Annotated in this window: 13 protein-coding genes; 3 read left to right on the top strand and 10 right to left on the bottom strand. The window is 70.6% G+C overall.

Annotation, left to right across the window (positions count from 1 at the left end; genetic code table 11):
* Positions 1–28: 28 nt before the first annotated feature.
* A complete protein-coding gene (locus ABIC29_RS12110) occupies positions 29–1,105 on the bottom strand; it encodes a glycerophosphodiester phosphodiesterase family protein (RefSeq protein ID WP_116083551.1) in 1,077 nt (358 codons plus the stop codon).
* Positions 1,106–1,262: 157 nt separating this feature from the next.
* Between ABIC29_RS12110 and ABIC29_RS12105 the strand changes: the two genes are divergently transcribed.
* Positions 1,263–2,066: a Bax inhibitor-1/YccA family protein gene (locus tag ABIC29_RS12105; protein ID WP_354245629.1), complete on the top strand. Its 804-nt coding sequence runs from the start codon at positions 1,263–1,265 to the stop codon at positions 2,064–2,066.
* A 133-nt stretch (positions 2,067–2,199) separates the two neighbouring features.
* Here the strand turns inward: ABIC29_RS12105 and ABIC29_RS12100 are convergent, their stop codons facing one another.
* The 8 genes from ABIC29_RS12100 to ABIC29_RS12065 form a co-directional block, all read right to left on the bottom strand.
* A complete protein-coding gene (locus ABIC29_RS12100) occupies positions 2,200–3,144 on the bottom strand; it encodes an L-lactate dehydrogenase (RefSeq protein WP_116083556.1) in 945 nt (314 codons plus the stop codon).
* 111 nt (positions 3,145–3,255) lie between these two features.
* Entirely contained in the window at positions 3,256–4,839 is a 1,584-nt protein-coding gene (guaA, locus tag ABIC29_RS12095) for a glutamine-hydrolyzing GMP synthase (RefSeq protein WP_116083559.1), read from the bottom strand.
* Entirely contained in the window at positions 4,836–5,330 is a 495-nt protein-coding gene (locus tag ABIC29_RS12090) for a DUF3817 domain-containing protein (protein WP_116083561.1), read from the bottom strand. The genes guaA and ABIC29_RS12090 overlap by 4 nt, the downstream gene beginning before the upstream one ends.
* Positions 5,331–5,339: 9 nt before the next feature.
* A complete protein-coding gene (locus tag ABIC29_RS12085) occupies positions 5,340–6,134 on the bottom strand; it encodes an SURF1 family protein (RefSeq protein WP_354245624.1) in 795 nt (264 codons plus the stop codon).
* A 258-nt stretch (positions 6,135–6,392) separates the two neighbouring features.
* A complete protein-coding gene (locus ABIC29_RS12080) occupies positions 6,393–7,709 on the bottom strand; it encodes a hypothetical protein (RefSeq protein WP_354245621.1) in 1,317 nt (438 codons plus the stop codon).
* A gap of 215 nt (positions 7,710–7,924) precedes the next feature.
* Complete coding sequence (locus tag ABIC29_RS12075; RefSeq protein ID WP_502915480.1) at positions 7,925–9,736, bottom strand: glycerol-3-phosphate dehydrogenase/oxidase; 1,812 nt, start codon at positions 9,734–9,736, stop codon at positions 7,925–7,927.
* Between the two features lie 131 nt (positions 9,737–9,867).
* Positions 9,868–10,995, bottom strand: coding sequence for a GuaB3 family IMP dehydrogenase-related protein (locus ABIC29_RS12070; protein WP_116083567.1), 1,128 nt, complete (start codon positions 10,993–10,995; stop codon positions 9,868–9,870).
* Between the two features lie 116 nt (positions 10,996–11,111).
* The gene (locus ABIC29_RS12065) at positions 11,112–12,851 is read right to left on the bottom strand and encodes an ABC-F family ATP-binding cassette domain-containing protein (protein WP_354245617.1); all 1,740 of its coding nucleotides are present in this window, start codon (positions 12,849–12,851) and stop codon (positions 11,112–11,114) included.
* Between the two features lie 201 nt (positions 12,852–13,052).
* Between ABIC29_RS12065 and ABIC29_RS12060 the strand changes: the two genes are divergently transcribed.
* The gene (locus tag ABIC29_RS12060; RefSeq protein WP_354245614.1) at positions 13,053–14,204 is read left to right on the top strand and encodes a MalY/PatB family protein; all 1,152 of its coding nucleotides are present in this window, start codon (positions 13,053–13,055) and stop codon (positions 14,202–14,204) included.
* Between the two features lie 6 nt (positions 14,205–14,210).
* Here ABIC29_RS12060 and guaB read toward each other — a convergent pair whose 3' ends face one another.
* Complete coding sequence (gene guaB / locus ABIC29_RS12055; protein ID WP_354245612.1) at positions 14,211–15,713, bottom strand: IMP dehydrogenase; 1,503 nt, start codon at positions 15,711–15,713, stop codon at positions 14,211–14,213.
* A gap of 328 nt (positions 15,714–16,041) precedes the next feature.
* On the opposite strand from guaB, the gene ABIC29_RS12050 reads away from it, so the two are divergent.
* Positions 16,042–17,325, top strand: a complete 1,284-nt coding sequence (locus ABIC29_RS12050) for a branched-chain amino acid ABC transporter permease (RefSeq protein ID WP_116083577.1) — start codon at positions 16,042–16,044, stop codon at positions 17,323–17,325.
* Positions 17,326–17,329 lie beyond the last annotated feature (4 nt).

The following is a 17,329-nucleotide window of genomic DNA, read 5'->3' as shown; positions in this document are numbered from 1 at the left end:
GGAGCGATCCCGACGCGGCATCCGTCGTTCACGGCTCGCCGCGGTCGGTTCGCGCTGCTGCGCCGGCGAGGGCGCGCGCCTCGAGTCCGAGGTCGGGGTGGTCGACGAAGATCCCGTCGACGCCGGTCGCGAGCACGGCCGAGAACGCGCCGTGCCAGTCGCCCCACGTGGCCTTGCCCTTGCCCCGCCGGTACGGCGACGGGAGGAAGCGATTCTCGGGCCGGAGGGTCCAGGTGAAGACCTCGAGGCCCGCCCCGTGGGCGGCGGCCACCAGGTCGGCGCCCACGAGCGGCCGGAGGACCCGCCCGTCGGACCGGGGGGCGCTCGGCCTCCCGAGCAGGCGCGGGACGCCGACGCTGACCCCATCGAACCGGCCGGCGAGCGACCGCAGCCCGCCATCGGTCACGAACGAGTCGTACGCGGGCGCAGCGGAGCCGTCGATTCGCGCGAGATCCGCTGGCGCACCGGAGCCCTCGACGAGCAGCACCCGGGAACCACGGATGCCTCGGGCCCCGAGTTCGTCGAGCACGGTCGGTTCGAACGCCTCCATGACCAGGCGCTCGTCGCCGATGCCCCATCCGGCGGCGTCGAGCTCGGCCGCGAAGAGCTCGTCGAGCGGTAGGCCGATCGAGGCGAAGTGGCTCGCGTGCTTGAACTCCGCGACCATGCGCAGGAGACGGCCCCGCTCGTCGGCGGCCCGATCGATGATCTCGAACAGGTCGCGTAACCGGATCACCGGGTAGCGGTCGTCGAAGCTCGCGCTCGTGTGGCGCAGCGCGCCGAGGCGCTCCCTGGCCCGGAGGGTCGCGAGCTCGGCCCAGGTGAAGTCCTCGGTGAACCAGCCGGTGAGCGGGGTGCCGTCGATCGACCGGGTCGTGCGGCGTCCGGCGAACTCCGGCCGGGCGGCGACATCCGTCGTGCCCGAGATCTCGTTCTCGTGGCGCAGCACGAGCACGCCGTCGCGCGTGGCCACGAGGTCGGGCTCGACCGCATCGGCGCCAAGGGCGAACGCGAGTTCGTACGCCGATCTGGTGTGCTCGGGACGGTACCCGGAGGCGCCCCGGTGACCGATGACGAGCGGATTCGGCTGGCGTTCGTCCGGCATGCGCCTCAGCGTAACCGCCGTGACCGGCGCCGACGGTGGAAATCCGCGTGAATTCACGGCATCGTCACGGAATTCACCGGATAGATTGGATGTTGCACCGGATGCAGCATCCGACCCATTCCCCCGCACCGACGACAGCCGAAAGCAGAGGAACACCATGGCTCTCGACAATCCCGCCTTCTCGCGGAACTCCGCCTTCTCATCGCAGGGAGCCCAGGCTGTCGCGCAAGACGTCTCGGCACAGCAGCTGCACGAGATGTACAACCAGCCCGCGACGCTGCCCGACCGCGAGGTCATGACCGTCGAGAACACCATCTCGAAGACCGTCGCCGCCTTCGCCGTGTTGGTCGTCGCCGCCGCGATCGGCTGGGTCCTGACGCCCACCATGCCGGCGCTCTTCTGGATCGCGTCGATCATCGGCTTCGTGCTCGCGCTCGTCAACATCTTCAAGAAGGAGCCGTCGCCGGCGCTCATCCTCGCGTACGCGGGTGCGCAGGGCATCTTCATCGGCGGCATCTCGCAGATCTACGAGGGCATGTACTCGGGCATCGTCGCGCAGGCCGTCATCGGCACGCTCGTCGTGTTCGGCGTGACGCTCGCGCTCTTCGCGAGCGGCAAGATCCGCGCTTCGAAGAAGGCCACCAAGGTCTTCCTCATCGCGATGGTCGGCTACCTCGTGTTCTCCGTCATCAACATGATCCTCATGTGGACCGGCGTCAACGACGACCCGTGGGGCCTTCGCGGCGCTGAGATCGCCGGCATCCCGCTCGGCCTCGTCATCGGCGTGCTCGTGATCATCATGGCCGCGTACTCCCTGGTGCTCGACTTCGACCTGATCCAGCAGGGCGTGCGCAACCGCGCACCCAAGAAGTACGGCTGGACCGGCGCCTTCGGCATCATGGTCACCGTCATCTGGCTCTACCTCGAGATCCTCCGGTTCATCGCCATCGCGCGCGACTAGCACTCGACCCGCCTCAACGAACGGGGTCGCCTTCGGGCGGCCCCGTTCGTCGTTCTGCGGCGCAGGACGGGAGCGGGGCGGATGCCGCGTGCTGCGACATCCGCCCCTCGGTCGTGCTCGTGGACCGCGGGCGCTACAGCCCGAGTGAGGCGAGCGAGTCGCGGATCGCCTTGGCCGAGATATCGAGCAGCCTCGCCTCGTCGTCGGACATCGGCGCCTCGGCGATCGGGAACGCGCCCTCGCCGCCGACGATGCTCGGGATCGACAGCGCGACGCCATCGAGGCCGCGGATGCCGCTCAGCACCGTGCTGACCGGCAGGACAGCGCGCTCGTCGTTGACGATCGCCTCGACGATGCGGGCTCCGGCGAGGCCGATGGCGTAGTTCGTCGCCCCCTTGCCCTTGATGACCGTGTAGGCGGCGTTGCGCACCTCGTCGGCGATCTGGTCGAGCTCCGGCAGGGTGAACGGCTCGCCGCCCCGCCAGTCGAGGATCGGCACGGGCCCGATGCCCGCCTGCGACCACAACGGGAACTCGGTGTCGCCGTGCTCGCCGACGATGGCGGCATGCACGCTCGACGTCGAGACGCCGGCGCGCTTCGCGAGCAGCCAGCGCAGGCGCGACGTGTCGAGCACCGTGCCCGAGCCGAAGATGCGGTTCGCGGGCAGCCCGGAGATGCGCTGCGCCGCGACCGTCATGACGTCGACCGGGTTGGTCACGAGCACGTAGATCGCGTCGGGCGCGCGCTCGAGCAGGTTCGGCAGCAGGTTCTCGAGGATCCGCACGTTCGTGCCCGCGAGGTCGAGTCGCGTCTGGCCCGGCTGCTGCTTCGCGCCGGCCGTGATGACGACGACGTGGGAGCCCTCGACGACGCCGAGGTCGGCGCCGCCGCTCACGCTCGCCCCGGTGAACTGGGTACCGTGCGCGAGGTCGAGCACCTCGGCCTCGACCTTCTCGCGGGCGATGTCGTACAGTGCGACCTCGCTCGCGGCTCCCCTGATGAGCGTGGCGTAGGCGAGGCTGGTGCCCACACTTCCGGCTCCGACGACGGTGACCTTGGCATTCTCGACGACATTCACCCTTCCCATCCTGCCGTCAACGGCGACGAATGTCAGGAGCGAGCATCGGAATGCCGGATGAACGACGAACGGCCGCCCGAGGGCGGCCGTTCGTTCGCGATCAGGGAGCGATCACTCCCACTCGATGGTTCCCGGCGGCTTCGACGTGACGTCGAGCACGACCCGGTTGACCTCGGGCACCTCGTTGGTGATGCGGTTCGAGATGCGCGCGAGCACGTCGTACGGAAGGCGGGTCCAGTCGGCGGTCATCGCGTCTTCGGAGCTCACGGGGCGCAGCACGATCGGGTGGCCGTACGTGCGGCCGTCGCCCTGCACGCCCACCGAGCGCACGTCGGCGAGGAGCACGACGGGGCACTGCCAGATCTCCTGGTCGAGGCCCGCGTTCGTCAGCTCTTCGCGCGCGATCGCATCGGCCTGGCGGAGCAGATCGAGACGATCACGGGTGACCTCGCCCACGATGCGGATGCCGAGGCCTGGCCCCGGAAACGGCTGGCGCCCGACGATCTCCTCGGGCAGGCCGAGCTCGCGGCCGATGGCGCGCACCTCGTCCTTGAAGAGGGTGCGCAGCGGCTCGACGAGCTCGAACTGCAGGTCTTCGGGCAGGCCGCCCACATTGTGGTGGCTCTTGATGTTCGCGGTGCCGGTGCCGCCGCCGGACTCGACCACGTCGGGGTAGAGCGTGCCCTGCACGAGGAACTTGATGGGCTGGCCGTCGGCCGCCGCCTCGGCGATGAGGTCGCGCTCGGCCTGCTCGAACGCGCGGATGAACTCGCGCCCGATGATCTTGCGCTTCTGCTCGGGGTCGGTGACCCCGGCGAGGGCATCGAGGAAGGTGTCGACCGCGTCGATCGTGACGAGGCGCACGCCGGTGGCGGCCACGTAGTCCTGCTGCACCTGCTCGCGCTCGCCCTGCCGCAGGAGCCCGTGGTCGACGAACACGGCCGTGAGCTGGTCGCCGACGGCCTCCTGCACGAGGGCCGTGGAGACGGCGGAGTCGACGCCGCCAGACAGCGCGGAGATGACGCGCGCCGAACCCACCTGCTCGCGGATGCGAGCGACCTGCTCGGCGATGACGTTGCCAGAGTTCCAGTCGGCGGGGATGCCGGCCGCGCGGTGCAGGAAGTTCTCGATGACGTTCTGGCCGAACTCGGAGTGCTTGACCTCGGGGTGCCACTGCACGCCGTAGAAGCCCTGCTCGTCGTTCGCGAACGCCGCGACGGGGGTGGTGGCCGTCGACGCGAGCACCTCGAAGCCGTCGGGTGCGACCGCGACCGAGTCGCCGTGGCTCATCCAGACGACCTGGTGCTCCGGCTGCCCGCCGAGGAGCGAGTTGTCGTCGTCGGTGCGCAGCGTCGTCTCGGTGGCGCCGTACTCACGGTGGCCGGTGTGCGCGACCTCGCCGCCGAGCTGCTGGGCCATGACCTGGAAGCCGTAGCAGATGCCGAGCGTCGGCACGCCGAGCTGCAGGATGCCCTCGTCGAGCGACGGGGCGCCTGCTTCGTACACCGACGACGGCCCACCGGAGAGCACGATGCCGATCGGGTTGCGGGCACGCACCTCCTCGGCCGTGATCGTGTGCGGCACGATCTCGGAGTAGACGGATGCCTCGCGCACGCGTCGGGCGATCAGCTGCGCGTACTGCGCGCCGAAGTCGACGACGAGGACTGGGCGCTGCTCGGTGGGCTGGTCGGTCACGGCTGGGCCTCCACTGGGTCGGCGTCGGATGCGGGGATGGTGGGCGCCGCGGCCTCACGGGCCTCGCGCTGGTCGAGGTAGCCGGTCACCTGACGGGCGATGCGCACCTCGAGGAAGAACGAGAGGAATGGGATGATGCCGCCGAGGGCGATGAGCAGGAACCGCGAGAACGGCCACCGCATGAGGCTCCAGAGCCGGAAGTCGCTGAACAGGTAGAGCACGTAGAACCAGCCGTGCGCGATCAGGATGCCGGTGGAGAGGTTCACGCCCTCGCCCGTGGAGACGAGCCCTGCAGGCGTCTCGACGACGGGTGCGAGCGTGAGGAAGCCGGCGGGACCGAACCCGAAGAGCTCGTAGTGGAACACGTACTTCAGGAGCATCTCGGCGCAGAGCAGCAGCAGCATCACGCCGGTGATGACCGAGGTGACCTTGTAGAGCTTCAGCGCCCCGCGAATGCGCGGCAGATCGGCGGATTTCGGCTCGAGGGGCATGCGTCCAGTCTACGCGGACTCGGTCGGCACAACCGACGCGCCGGCGGCCGCAGCGGCGGCCTCCTCGGCCTCCTGCGCCTCGCGCTCGACGGCGTCGCGCACGAGCCGGTACCAGAGGTACACCGCGAAGCCCGCGAACACGACCCACTCGACGGCGTAGAAGACGTTCAGCCAGTTCAGCTCGAACGTGTGCTCGGGAGGCGGCGAGGCGATCGGGGCGAGGCCGGGCGCGGCATCGGTCGCCGTGACGTACCCGAAGTAGACCGGGCGGTCATCGTAGTCGGCCCACACGTTGATGAGCTGGGCGACCGCGACCGTGGTCATCGCGAACGGGTCGCCGTCCTCGTCGGGGGCGATGGGGGCCTCGCTCGGCAGGAATCGCCCGACGATCTGCGCGACGGACCCGTCGGCCGCGGCGTCGAACGCGTCTGCGGCGCCCTGCGCGGTGTCGCGGTCGGCCGCCCAGCCGATGGCGACGGGCAGGCCGCCCGGCGCGGCATCCGTCACCTCGAGGTGCGCGACCACCCAGTAGCCGGCGACGCCGTCATTGAGGCGCCCCTCGACGAGCACGGTGTCGCCCGGGACGAACGTGCCGTGCACCTCGACGCGCTGGGCGGTCGCGACCTGCTCGGTCGGCGTGTCCGGCTGCACGAGGTCGCCGAAGGGCAGCACCTCCTCGGTCGGTCGCTCGGTCGTCGTGGACTGCTCCACGGCACGTTCGATCTGCCACTGCCCGAGCAGGGCGAAGCCGGCCGCGACCGCGAGGGCGAAGAGGAGCGCGAGCACCCACCTGGGGCGCAACATCATCTGCAGCATCAGGCGTGGGCGCCCTCATGGACTCCGTCGCAGGCCGCGCGGAACGCCGTCTGGATGCCCTCGGTCGGGCCGACCGCGACGGCTCGGCGGACCTCGACCATTTCACGGACTCCTCGACTCGGCTGCACATACCAGTCTACGCGCGGGGCGGACGGGCGAGAACCAGCCCGCGGGTGGCGGGGAGGGCTGCAGACGCAGCAGAGGGGGCGCCTCGCGGCGCCCCCTCAGTGTCGTGTTCGCGTCGTGCTACGCGGACTGTCCTGCGCGACGACGCGCGAGGACCGTGAGCGCCACGCCTGCGGCGACGACGAGGCCGCCGAGGGCCGCGAAGCCCGCGCCCTCGAAGCCGGTCGCGGCGAGTGCGCCTGCGGGTGCCGCTTCGCCGCCGGGCGTCACTTCGGAGGGCACGACCGGGGCGGGCAGGAAGGAGTACTCGACGCCGTTGAACGTGATGGTCTCGACGGTTGCAGGCTGCTCGGCCTGAACGCCGAAGGCGAGCACGGTGACCGAGCCGACGCCCTCGATGGCCTCGATGAGGTCACCCAGCACCACCGGGGTGTTCGCGGCGATGGCGGGCGAGATCGCCTTGCTCGACACCCACAGGGCGTCGAGGCCGAAGCCGGCGTCGGGGGTGGCCGGCCGCAGGGTCGTGAAGGTGTTCTCGGCTCCGAAGAAGATCGGGACCTGGTACGAGACGCTTCCGCTCGCGACGACCACACCGGCGGAGCCGATGAGCGATGCCAGGTCGGCGTCGACGATCGGCTCGGCGAGACCGTTGATGATCTGAGACTTCGTGCCGATGCCGAGCTCGAGGCCCGCACCGGTCACGGCGAACGCGGGCGTCGCGTTCTCGTAACCCTCGTGCCAGCCCGGGTAGGTGGACTCGTCGGGGCGGATCTCGCCGGCCGTGACGTACACGGTCGAGGTCACGGGGATGTCGGCGACGGAGCGCCAGAACGCGTTGGTCGTTCCGTTCCACGTGAGGCTCTCGACGGTCGCCGGGTCGGTGGAGAGGACGCCGAAGCCGGAGTACGCGACCGTGCCGGCCGCGTCGAGCGCGGCGAGGATGTCGCTCAGCGCCGTGGGGGTGTTCGCGGCGATCGCGCCGAGCGGCCGGCTCGAGACCCACTCGTCGGTGAGCGCGTAGTCGCCATCGGCTTCGGTCGAGGGGGTCCCCGGGCGGAGGGTCGACCATCCGCCGTTCCAGGTGACGGGCACCTGGAGGTACGTCTCACCCTCAAGGACGACCGTCTCGGAGGACGTGATGAGGCTGCCGAGGTCCGTGCCGGTGATCGGCAGACCGGGCGCGCCGCTCGCAACGAGACCGTTCAGCACCTGGGAGTCCACGCCGCCGAGGCCGAGCTCGAGCCCGTCCCAGCGGAGGGCGAAGGCGGGCTCCGCGTTGACGTAGCCCTCGTGCCAGCCGAGGTAGCTGGATTCGTTGGGCGCGATTCCCGTGACGAACTCGATGTCCGCCGCGTTCGCGGGGGCCGCGGCGAGTGCGCCGGACAACGCGAGTGCGCCGAGCGTGACGCCCGCGAACCCACGAGTGATGTGAGTCATTCTCATTGATGTTCCCTCGAAGACATGGAGAACGTCGCCGAGGTCGGCGACGACGACGTCAGCCTACGGTCCGTGCGAGCGGAAACTGACGGATCTCTCCGCTTCACCCCCTGAAACCCCCCGTACTGGGGCATCAGGGGGATCGGGGGCATCACCGACGCGCACCGCGCGCGCCTTCGACATCAGCTCGGGAGATGCGCGTTGGCGACCTCTGCTCAGTCCACCTTGACGATGTCGGGCGCGCCGAGGCGCACGCGGTCGGCGGACTCGTCGTCGGGCTGCAGCTGCGACTCCCGCTCGGCGGCGACGCGCTCGAGATAGCGCTCGACCTCGAGCTGCTCTCGCTCGGCGTCCCAGCCGAGCACGCCGGCCATGAGCTTCGCGGCCACCGGCGCGGCGGACACGCCGCGGTCCCACGCCTCGATCGAGATGCGCGTGCGCCTCGCGAGCACGTCGTCGAGGTGCAGCGCACCCTCGTGGGATGCCGCGTACACGACCTCGGCGCCGAGGTAGTCGTCGGCCCCGGGCAGGGGCTCGCCGAGCGAGGCATCCGCCCTGATCAGGTCGAGCAGTTCGTCGGTCAGGGTGCCGTAGCGGTTGAGCAGGTGCTCGATGCGCACCTTGTGCACGTCGAACGCTCGCGCGATCTTGCTGCGCTTGTTCCACGCCGCCTGGTACCCCTCGGCGCCGAGCAGGGCGATGTCCTGCGTCGTGGAGGCCGGCACGCGCCCGTCGAGCGCGTCGGCCGCGGCGTCGATCGCGTCCTTCGCCATGACGCGGTAGGTCGTCCACTTGCCGCCCGCGACCACGACGAGGCCCGGCACGGTGTGCGCGACGATGTGCTCGCGCGACAGCTTCGACGTCTGATCGCTCTCGCCGGCGAGCAGCGGACGCAGGCCCGCGTAGACGCCCTCGACGTCCTCGCGCGTGAGCGGGATCGCGAGCACGGCGTTCACGTGCTCGAGCAGGTAGTCGATGTCCGCCGCTGTCGCCGCCGGGTGCGCCTTGTCGAGGTTCCAGTCGGTGTCGGTCGTGCCGATGAGCCAGTGCCGACCCCACGGGATCACGAACAGCACGCTCTTCTCGGTGCGGAAGATCATGCCCATCGCCGACTGGATGCGGTCGCGCGGCACCAGGAGGTGGATGCCCTTGGACGCCCGCACCTTGAACGTGCCGCGCTCGCCGACCATGCGCTGCGTGTCATCGGTCCAGACGCCGGTCGCGTTCACGACCTGCTTGGCGCGGATCTCGAAGTGCTCGTCGTTCTGCAGGTCGTGCGCCTTGACGCCGACCACCCGCTCGCCCACCTTGATGAAGCCCTCGACCTTGACGCGCGAGGCGACATGCGCGCCGTACGACGAGGCGGTGCGGGCGACGGATGCCACGTACCGCGCGTCGTCGACCTGCGCGTCGTAGTACGTGAGCCCGCCGATGAGTGCGTCGTTCGAGAGCGACGGGATCGCGCGCATCACCTGGCGCTTCGAGAGGTGACGGTGGTGCGGCACGCCGGGCGGACGCCCGCCGGAGTAGCTGAAGACGTCGTAGAGCAGCATGCCCGCGCCGATGTAGACGCGCTCGACGAAGCGCTTCTTCAGGGGGTAGAGGAAGCGCACGGGCTTCACGAGGTGCGGCGCGATGCGCTGCAGCAGCAGGCCGCGTTCGATCAGCGCCTCGCGCACGAGGCGGAAGTCGAGCTGTTCGAGGTAGCGGATGCCGCCGTGCACGAGCTTGGACGAACGGCTCGACGTGCCAGAGGCCCAGTCGCGCGCCTCGAGCAGGCCGGTCGACAGCCCTCGGGTGACGGCGTCGAGCGCCGAGCCGGTGCCGACGATGCCGCCGCCGACGACGAGGATGTCGAGTTCCTTCTCCTTCAGCCGTGCGATCGCCGCTGCCCGCTCCTCGGGACCGAGCTTCGTCGATCGGGCCACGGATGCCGGGGCATCCTGACTCGACGCACTCGCCTCCGGCGCGGCCTTCGCCGCAGCCGGACGTCCACCACCGGCCGAGGCCGTCTTCTCTGTCGCCATCGTCGTCCCCATCCCCGCGGTCGCAGATGACGACCGCGTGATCCGATTCCACGCTACCGGAGCGAGGGCCGGATCAGGAGAGAACCGCGGGATCCGATCGCCCGGGCGCCCGATCCGCGCCGACGGGCGGATCAGGCCGACTGGTAGGGCGCGACGACGACCTCGACGCGCTGGAACTCCTTGAGGTCGGAGTACCCGGTCGTGGCCATCGACCGGCGGAGCGCACCGACGAGGTTCGCGCTGCCGTCGGCGGCCGGAGCCGGACCGTAGAGCACCTCTTCGAGCGCGGCGACCTGGCCGACCTGGACGCGTCGTCCGCGCGGGAGCTTGGAGTGGTGCGCCTCGGCGCCCCAGTGGTACCCGCCGCCCGGCGCGTCGGTCGCACGTGCGAGCGCCGCACCGAGCATGACCGCGTCGGCACCGCACGCGATCGCCTTCACGATGTCGCCCGACGTGCCGAGGCCGCCGTCGGCGATGACGTGCACGTAGCGGCCGCCCGACTCGTCGAGGTAGTCGCGGCGCGCGCCCGCGACATCCGCCACCGCGGTGGCCATGGGCGCGTGGATGCCGAGGGTCGCGCGCGTGGTCGACGCGGCGCCGCCGCCGAAGCCGACGAGCACGCCCGCGGCGCCGGTGCGCATGAGGTGCAGCGCGGCCGTGTAGGTGGACGCGCCGCCGACGATGACGGGCACGTCGAGTTCGTAGATGAAGCGCTTGAGGTTCAGCGGCTCCTGGTTCTTCGACACGTGCTCGGCCGACACGGTCGTGCCGCGGATGACGAAGAGGTCGACGCCCGCGGCCACCACGGTGCCGTACAGCTCCTGGGTGCGCTGCGGCGAGAGCGCGCCGGCGACCGTGACGCCGGACGCGCGGATCTCGGCGAGCCGCTCGGTGACGAGTTCGGGCCTGATCGGCTCGGCGTACAGCTGCTGCATGCGCTGCGTGGCCTGCTCGGGTGCGAGGTTGCGGATCTCGGCGAGCACGGGCTCGGGATCTTCGTACCTGGTCCAGAGGCCCTCGAGGTCGAGCACGCCGAGGCCGCCGAGCTGGCCCATCATGATCGCCGTCTTCGGCGACACCACGGAGTCCATGGGGGCGGCGAGGAACGGGATGTCGAACTGGTACGCGTCGATCGACCAGGTCGTCGAGACGTCCTCGGGGTCACGGGTGCGCCTGCTCGGCACGATGGCGATGTCGTCGAATGCGTAGACACGACGTCCGCGCTTGGAGCGGCCGATCTCGATCTCCTGAGTCACCATGACAGCCTATCGAACGGATGCCGGCGGCGAGCGGCGGCGGTCGGCGGGCGCCGCGCGGCGCACCCGCCCCGGCCCACCGTCCGGCGCCGGTCCGCGCGCCCGCGCGCCTCGTCCGGTCAGCGCGCCCGCGCCACGCGCGCCTCGTCCCATACGGGCGCATCGGTCTCCTCGACCCGCCCGTCGGAGCGGAACACCACGAACCGGTCGAAGCTCCTCGTGAACCAGCGGTCGTGCGTGACGGCGAGTACCGTGCCGTCGAAGCGCGAGAGGGCGTCCTCGAGCGCCTCGGCCGACACGAGGTCGAGGTTGTCGGTGGGCTCGTCGAGCAGCAGCAGGGTCGCGCCGGAGAGCTCGAGCAGCAGGATCTGCAGGCGCGCCTGCTGCCCGCCCGAGAGGTCGTCGAACCGCTGGAGCGCCGAGCCGGCGAGCCCGTAGCGATCGAGCGCGGAGCTCGCGGCCTCGCGGGCCATGCCGTCGCGGTTCGCGTCGCCGCGGTGCAGGATGTCGAGCAGCGTGCGTCCGCGGTACTCGGGGTGCTCGTGGTTCTGCGCGAACCAGCCCGGCACGACGCGCGCGCCGAGCACTGCGCGTCCACCGTGCGGCACGCGCGCGAGCGTCTCGCCGACGCTCGTGACATGGCCGAGCGTGCGATCCGGCTCGGTGCCGCCGCCCGCGAGCAGGCGCAGGAAGTGCGACTTGCCCGAGCCGTTCGACCCGAGCACCGCGACCCGGTCGCCGTACCAGACCTCGAGGTCGAACGGCTTCATGAGGCCGGCCAGCTCGAGCTGCTCGCACACCACCGAGCGCTTGCCCGTGCGCGACCCGCGGAGCCGCATCGACACCGCCTGGGCCGGCGGCCGTTCCTCGGGCGGACCGGCGTCCTCGAAGCGTCGGAGCCGCGTCAGCGCGGCCTGGTAGCGCGAGGCCATGCCGTCGTTGTACGTCGCCTTGACCTTGAGGTTGGCCACGAGCGTCTTCAGGGCGACGTGCTGCTCGTCCCACCGACGGCGCAGCTCGTCGAGGCGCTCGAAGCGCTCCTCGCGCGCGGCGTGATACCCGCTGAAGTTGCCGCCGTGCACCCACGCCGTGCTGCCCGCGGCACCAGCCTCGAGCGTCACGATGCGGTCGGCGGCACGCGCGAGGAGCTCGCGGTCGTGCGAGACGAGCAGCACGGTCTTCTGCGTCGCCCGCAGCGCGCCCTCGAGCCAGCGCTTGCCCGGCACGTCGAGCGAGTTGTCGGGCTCGTCGAGCAGCAGCACCTGCTCCGGGCCGCGCAACAGCGCCTCGAGCGCGAGCCGCTTCTGCTCCCCGCCCGACAGCGTCGACAGCCCGCGCCAGCGCGCCCGCTCGAACGGGATCCCGAGCGCGGCGATCGTGCAGTGGTCCCACACGACCTCCTGCTCGTACCCGCCGGCCTCGGCGTACTCGGCGAGCGCGCTCGCGTACCGCATCTGGTTCGTCGTGTCATCCGCCTCGATGAGCGCATTCTCGGATGCCTCGAGCTCGCGTGCCGCGCCGCGGATGCGCGTCGGGGCCACCGACACGAGCAGGCCCGCGACGGTCGACGCGGCATCCTCGGAAACCGGGCCGTCGGCGGCATCCGTCATCGAAGCGCCCTCGGACGGCTGGCGCCCGATGAACTGGTCCATGACGCCGAGCCCGCCGTCGACCTGCACGCTGCCCTCGTCGGGCCGCAGGTCGCCGCGGATGATGCGGAGCAGCGTCGACTTGCCCGCGCCGTTCGCGCCGATGAGCGCCGTCGTGCGCCCGTCGACGACGCGGAACGCGAGGTCGGCGAGCAGCGGCCTGCCGTCGGGCAGGGAGAAGGAGACGCCGTTGACGTCGATGAAACCCATTGGTGATCCGTTTCGCTTCGCGACGTCCGTCATCGAAACGGGTGTCGCGGCGCCGAGGCAGCCGATCAGGATACACGCCAGGCCGACGGCCCGCGACCGTGCGCGCCCTCGGCCGGCATGCCCTCGGCCGGCATGCCCTCCGCCGGCACGTGCCCTCGGCCGGCACGTGCCCTCGCGAACCTCATGGAGCATGCTGGAGGCATGCACCGCATCGAAGCCGACCCGATCGACCTGCTGCGCAGCCGGACGAGCGCGAAGTGGCGCCAGTACGACGCCGACGTGCTGCCGCTGCCCGTCGCCGAGATGGACTACCCGCTCGCCGAGCCGATCGCGACGGCCATGCACCGGGCGATCGACCGCTCCGACACCGGCTACAACGCGGGCCCCGAGGCCGTCGCGCACGCGTTCCAGGGGTTCGCGGCCGACCGCTTCGGCTGGGACCTCGACCCGGGCAGGGTGACCTGCACCGCCGACGTGTCGATGGGCCTCGTCGAGGTGCTCCGCCAGTCGATCTCCCCCGGCGACCGCGTCATCGTGACCTCGCCCATCTATCCGCCCTTCTTCGACCTCGTGACCGAGGCCGGCGGCGTGGTCGAGGAGATCCCGCTGCAAGGCGGCATCCGCGACGGGTGGTCGTTCGACCTGCCGGGCATCGAGGCCGCGTTCGCGTCGGGCGTTCGCGCCATGCTGCTCTGCAACCCGCACAACCCCGTCGGCTGGGTGCCCTCCCGCGACGAGCTGGCGCAACTCGCCGACCTCGCCGCCGGCTTCGGCGCGACGGTCGTGAGCGACGAGGTGCACGGCCCCCTCGCGCAGCCGGCCACGCCCTACACGCCGTTCCTCACGGTCTCGGATGCCGCGCGCGAACACGGCGTCGCCGTGACCGCCGCAACCAAGGCGTTCAACATCGCGGGGCTGAAGGCCGCGCTCATCATCACGGCGAGCGAGCGCGGCGATCGCCTGCGCGATGCGATGCCCTACGAGGTCGCGTGGCGCATGAGCCAGTTCGGCTCGATCGCCACCGTGGCCGCGTTCACCGACGGCGGTCCGTGGCTCGACGGCGTGCTCGGCAGCCTCGACGACAACCGCCGGCTGCTGGCCGACCTGCTCGCCGAGGAGCTCCCCGGCGTCGGCTATCGGGTTCCGGATGCCACCTACCTCGCGTGGCTCGACCTGTCGGCGCTCGGCTGGGGCGACGACCCCGCAGCCGTGGCGCTCGAGCGCGCGAAGGTCGCCCTGATGAGCGGGCCGACGTTCGGCGCCGAGGTCGGACGCGGACATGCGCGCCTGAACTTCGCCTGCTCGCCGGAGGTGCTCGGCGAGGCGATCACGCGCCTCGCCGACGCACGGTGACCGGGTCTACCGCTTGTAGTTCGGCGCCTCGACGACGATCTGCACGTCGTGCGGGTGCGATTCCTTGAGCCCGGCCGCCGTGATGCGCACGAACTTGCCCTTGGCCTTGAGCTCGGCGATGGTGCGGCCGCCGACGTAGAACATCGACTGACGCAGCCCGCCGATGAGCTGGTGCGTCACGGCAGCGACCGAACCGCGGTAGGCGACCTGGCCCTCGATGCCCTCGGGGATGAGCTTGTCGTCACTCGGCACATCTGCCTGGAAGTAGCGGTCCTTGGAGTACGAGGTGTTCTTGCCGCGGGTCTGCATCGCGCCGAGCGAGCCCATGCCCCGGTACAGCTTGAACTGCTTGCCGCCCTGGAACACGACGTCGCCGGGCGACTCGTCGGTGCCCGCGAGCAGCGAACCGATCATGACGGTGTCGGCGCCGGCGACCAGCGCCTTCGCGATGTCGCCCGAGTACTGCAGGCCGCCGTCGGCGATGATCGGCACGCCCGCCTCGCGCGCCGCGAGGTACGACTCGTAGATCGCCGTGATCTGCGGCACGCCGACACCGGCGACGATGCGGGTCGTGCAGATGGAGCCGGGGCCGACGCCGACCTTGACCGCGTCGACGCCCGCGTCGATGAGCGCCTGCGCGCCTTCGCGGGTGGCCGCCTGGCCGCCGATGACGTCGATGTGCTCGAACGTGGGGTCGGACTTGATGCGGCGGACCATCTCGATGACGCCCGCGGAATGGCCGTTGGCGGTGTCGACGACGATCACGTCGACCCCCGCATCGCGCAGGGCCTCCGCGCGCTCCCAGGCGTCACCGAAGAAGCCGATCGCGGCGCCGACGCGCAGGCGGCCCTCTGAGTCCTTCGTGGCGTTCGGGTACTGCTCGGACTTGTCGAAGTCCTTGACCGTGATGAGGCCGGTGAGCCGGCCGGCGTCGTCGACGAGCGGCAGCTTCTCGACCTTGTGCTTCGCGAAGATCGCGAGGGCCTCGTCGGGGTTCATGCCGACCCGGCCCGTGATGAGCGGCGCCTTCGTCATGACATCGGCGACCCTGGTCGTCGGCTTCTCGAACTCGGAGACGAACCGCATGTCGCGGTTCGAGATGATGCCGACGAGGATGCCGTCCGCGTCGACCACCGGCAGGCCGCTGACCCGGTAGGTCGCGCACAGGGCGTCGACCTCGGCCACGGTCGCGTCGGGCGTCGTCGTCACCGGGTTGGAGACCATGCCCGACTCGCTGCGCTTGACGCGGTCGACCATCTCGGCCTGGTCGGCGATCGAGAGATTCCGGTGCAGGATGCCGATGCCGCCCTGCCTGGCCATGGCGATCGCCATGCGCGCCTCGGTCACGGTGTCCATCGCCGCGGAGAGCAGCGGCGTCGCGACGGTGATGCGGCGGGTCAGGCGGGAGCTCGTGTCGGCCTCGCTCGGGATCACGTCGGTGGGCCCGGGGAGCAGCAGCACGTCGTCGTACGTGAGTCCGATGAATCCGAACGGGTCGTGCTGGTCCATTGGGGCGCCCCTTATCGCGTGGTCGGCTTCGAAGTGCACCGCCGCCGGCGCGAAAGGGCCTTGCACGGTGTCTACCGATTCTAAGCGCCCCGGGACGGGAAGTATTCCCCGCGCGCGTCCCGTGCGCGAGAGTTCACCGCGACGGCACGAATGCTGCGTTTCTCACGATTCGGCAGCGGTTCCCGAACGTGGGGGATGCGAAACACGGACGACACACTACGCTCATAACGTCTCCTTCACGGTCGATGGGGCTCCTGTCGCCGTGGTGTCCCAACCTGGAGGTTTCGTGAGATCCCCATCCCCTGCCGTCGCGTACCCACCCGGTCGCATGATCAGGCTGTTCGGCGTCATCCTCGCCGTGACAGCCGCCATGCTCGGCGTCTTCGCACTCTCCGCATCCCCGGCCATGGCGGCCGAGGGCGATCCGTACCGCATCAGCGGCAACGTCCAACTCGACGGCGAACCGCTCGAAGGCGTCGTGCTCGTGATCGACGGGCCGGGGGGTGAACAAGAGGTCGAGACCGACGAGAACGGCCAGTGGCGCGTGAGCGTGCCCGAGAAGGACGACTACACCGTCACGCTCGACGAGGACACCCTTCCCGAGGGCATCGCGGTCGTCGATCCCGAAGACGACAGCCCGAACGAGAAGGACGTCACGGTCGGCGCCGGCGGGCGCGTGACCGTGAACTTCTTCATCGGCGAGGGCGAACGCAACGTCACCAGCATCTGGGATCAGTTCATCCAGCGGTTCGTGCAGGGCCTGAACTTCGGCCTGATGCTCGCGCTCGCGGCCGTCGGCCTGTCGCTCGTGTTCGGCACGACCGGCATCTCCAACTTCGCGCACGGCGAGATGGTCACGTTCGGCGCCGTCGCGGCATCCTTCCTGGTCAGCGCCGGGTCGATGGCACTGCCGCTCTGGATCGGCCTTCCGCTCGCCGTCGTGCTGAGCGCGGGGCTGGGGCTCCTGCTCGACGTGATCCTCTGGCGACCGCTGCGGCGCAAGCGCGTCGGCGTCGTGCAGCTCATGATCGTGAGCATCGGCCTCTCGCTCGCCATGCGCTACACCTTCCAGTTCTTCATCGGCGGCGGCACCACGCAGCTGCCGTACGCGACGGCTCCGAAGATGTCGTTCGGGCCGGTCCAGCTCAGCGGCATCGACATCGCGTCGATCGCGATCTCGATCATCGTGATCGTCGGCTTCGCGATCTGGCTCACGCGCTCCCGGCTCGGCAAGGCCACGCGCGCCATCAGCGACAACCCGTCGCTCGCCTCCGCATCCGGCATCGACGTGGACCACGTCGTGCGCGTCGTCTGGATCATCGCGGGCGCGCTCGCGGGCCTCGCCGGCATCCTGTACGCGTACTACCGACCGGGCATCAAGTGGGACATGGGCGCGCAGGTGCTGCTGCTCATGTTCGCCGCGGTCACCCTCGGCGGTCTCGGCACGGCGTACGGCGCGCTCATCGGCTCGCTCATCGTGGGCGTGATCGTCGAGGTTTCCGGCCTCTGGATCCCCGACGACCTCAAGTACGCGGGTGCCCTCGTCATCCTCATCGTCATCCTGCTGTTCCGGCCACAGGGCATCCTGGGCCGACGAGAGAGAATCGGTTAGGCGC

This window comes from Agromyces sp. PvR057, from assembly GCF_040547485.1.
Classification (GTDB): domain Bacteria; phylum Actinomycetota; class Actinomycetes; order Actinomycetales; family Microbacteriaceae; genus Agromyces.
This window is presented reverse-complemented; position numbering and strand designations above follow the sequence as displayed.

What these genes read in the sequence shown, in the direction of transcription:
- ABIC29_RS12110 (WP_116083551.1), bottom strand. Translation starts at nt 1,105, where the DNA reads ATGCCGGACGAACGCCAGCCGAATCCGCTCGTCATCGGTCACCGGGGC.
- ABIC29_RS12105 (WP_354245629.1), top strand. Translation starts at nt 1,263, where the DNA reads ATGGCTCTCGACAATCCCGCCTTCTCGCGGAACTCCGCCTTCTCATCG.
- ABIC29_RS12090 (WP_116083561.1), bottom strand. Translation starts at nt 5,330, where the DNA reads ATGCCCCTCGAGCCGAAATCCGCCGATCTGCCGCGCATTCGCGGGGCG.
- ABIC29_RS12085 (WP_354245624.1), bottom strand. Translation starts at nt 6,134, where the DNA reads ATGTTGCGCCCCAGGTGGGTGCTCGCGCTCCTCTTCGCCCTCGCGGTC.
- ABIC29_RS12080 (WP_354245621.1), bottom strand. Translation starts at nt 7,709, where the DNA reads ATGACTCACATCACTCGTGGGTTCGCGGGCGTCACGCTCGGCGCACTC.
- ABIC29_RS12075 (WP_502915480.1), bottom strand. Translation starts at nt 9,736, where the DNA reads ATGGCGACAGAGAAGACGGCCTCGGCCGGTGGTGGACGTCCGGCTGCG.
- ABIC29_RS12070 (WP_116083567.1), bottom strand. Translation starts at nt 10,995, where the DNA reads ATGGTGACTCAGGAGATCGAGATCGGCCGCTCCAAGCGCGGACGTCGT.
- ABIC29_RS12065 (WP_354245617.1), bottom strand. Translation starts at nt 12,851, where the DNA reads ATGGGTTTCATCGACGTCAACGGCGTCTCCTTCTCCCTGCCCGACGGC.
- ABIC29_RS12060 (WP_354245614.1), top strand. Translation starts at nt 13,053, where the DNA reads ATGCACCGCATCGAAGCCGACCCGATCGACCTGCTGCGCAGCCGGACG.
- guaB (WP_354245612.1), bottom strand. Translation starts at nt 15,713, where the DNA reads ATGGACCAGCACGACCCGTTCGGATTCATCGGACTCACGTACGACGAC.
- ABIC29_RS12050 (WP_116083577.1), top strand. Translation starts at nt 16,042, where the DNA reads ATGATCAGGCTGTTCGGCGTCATCCTCGCCGTGACAGCCGCCATGCTC.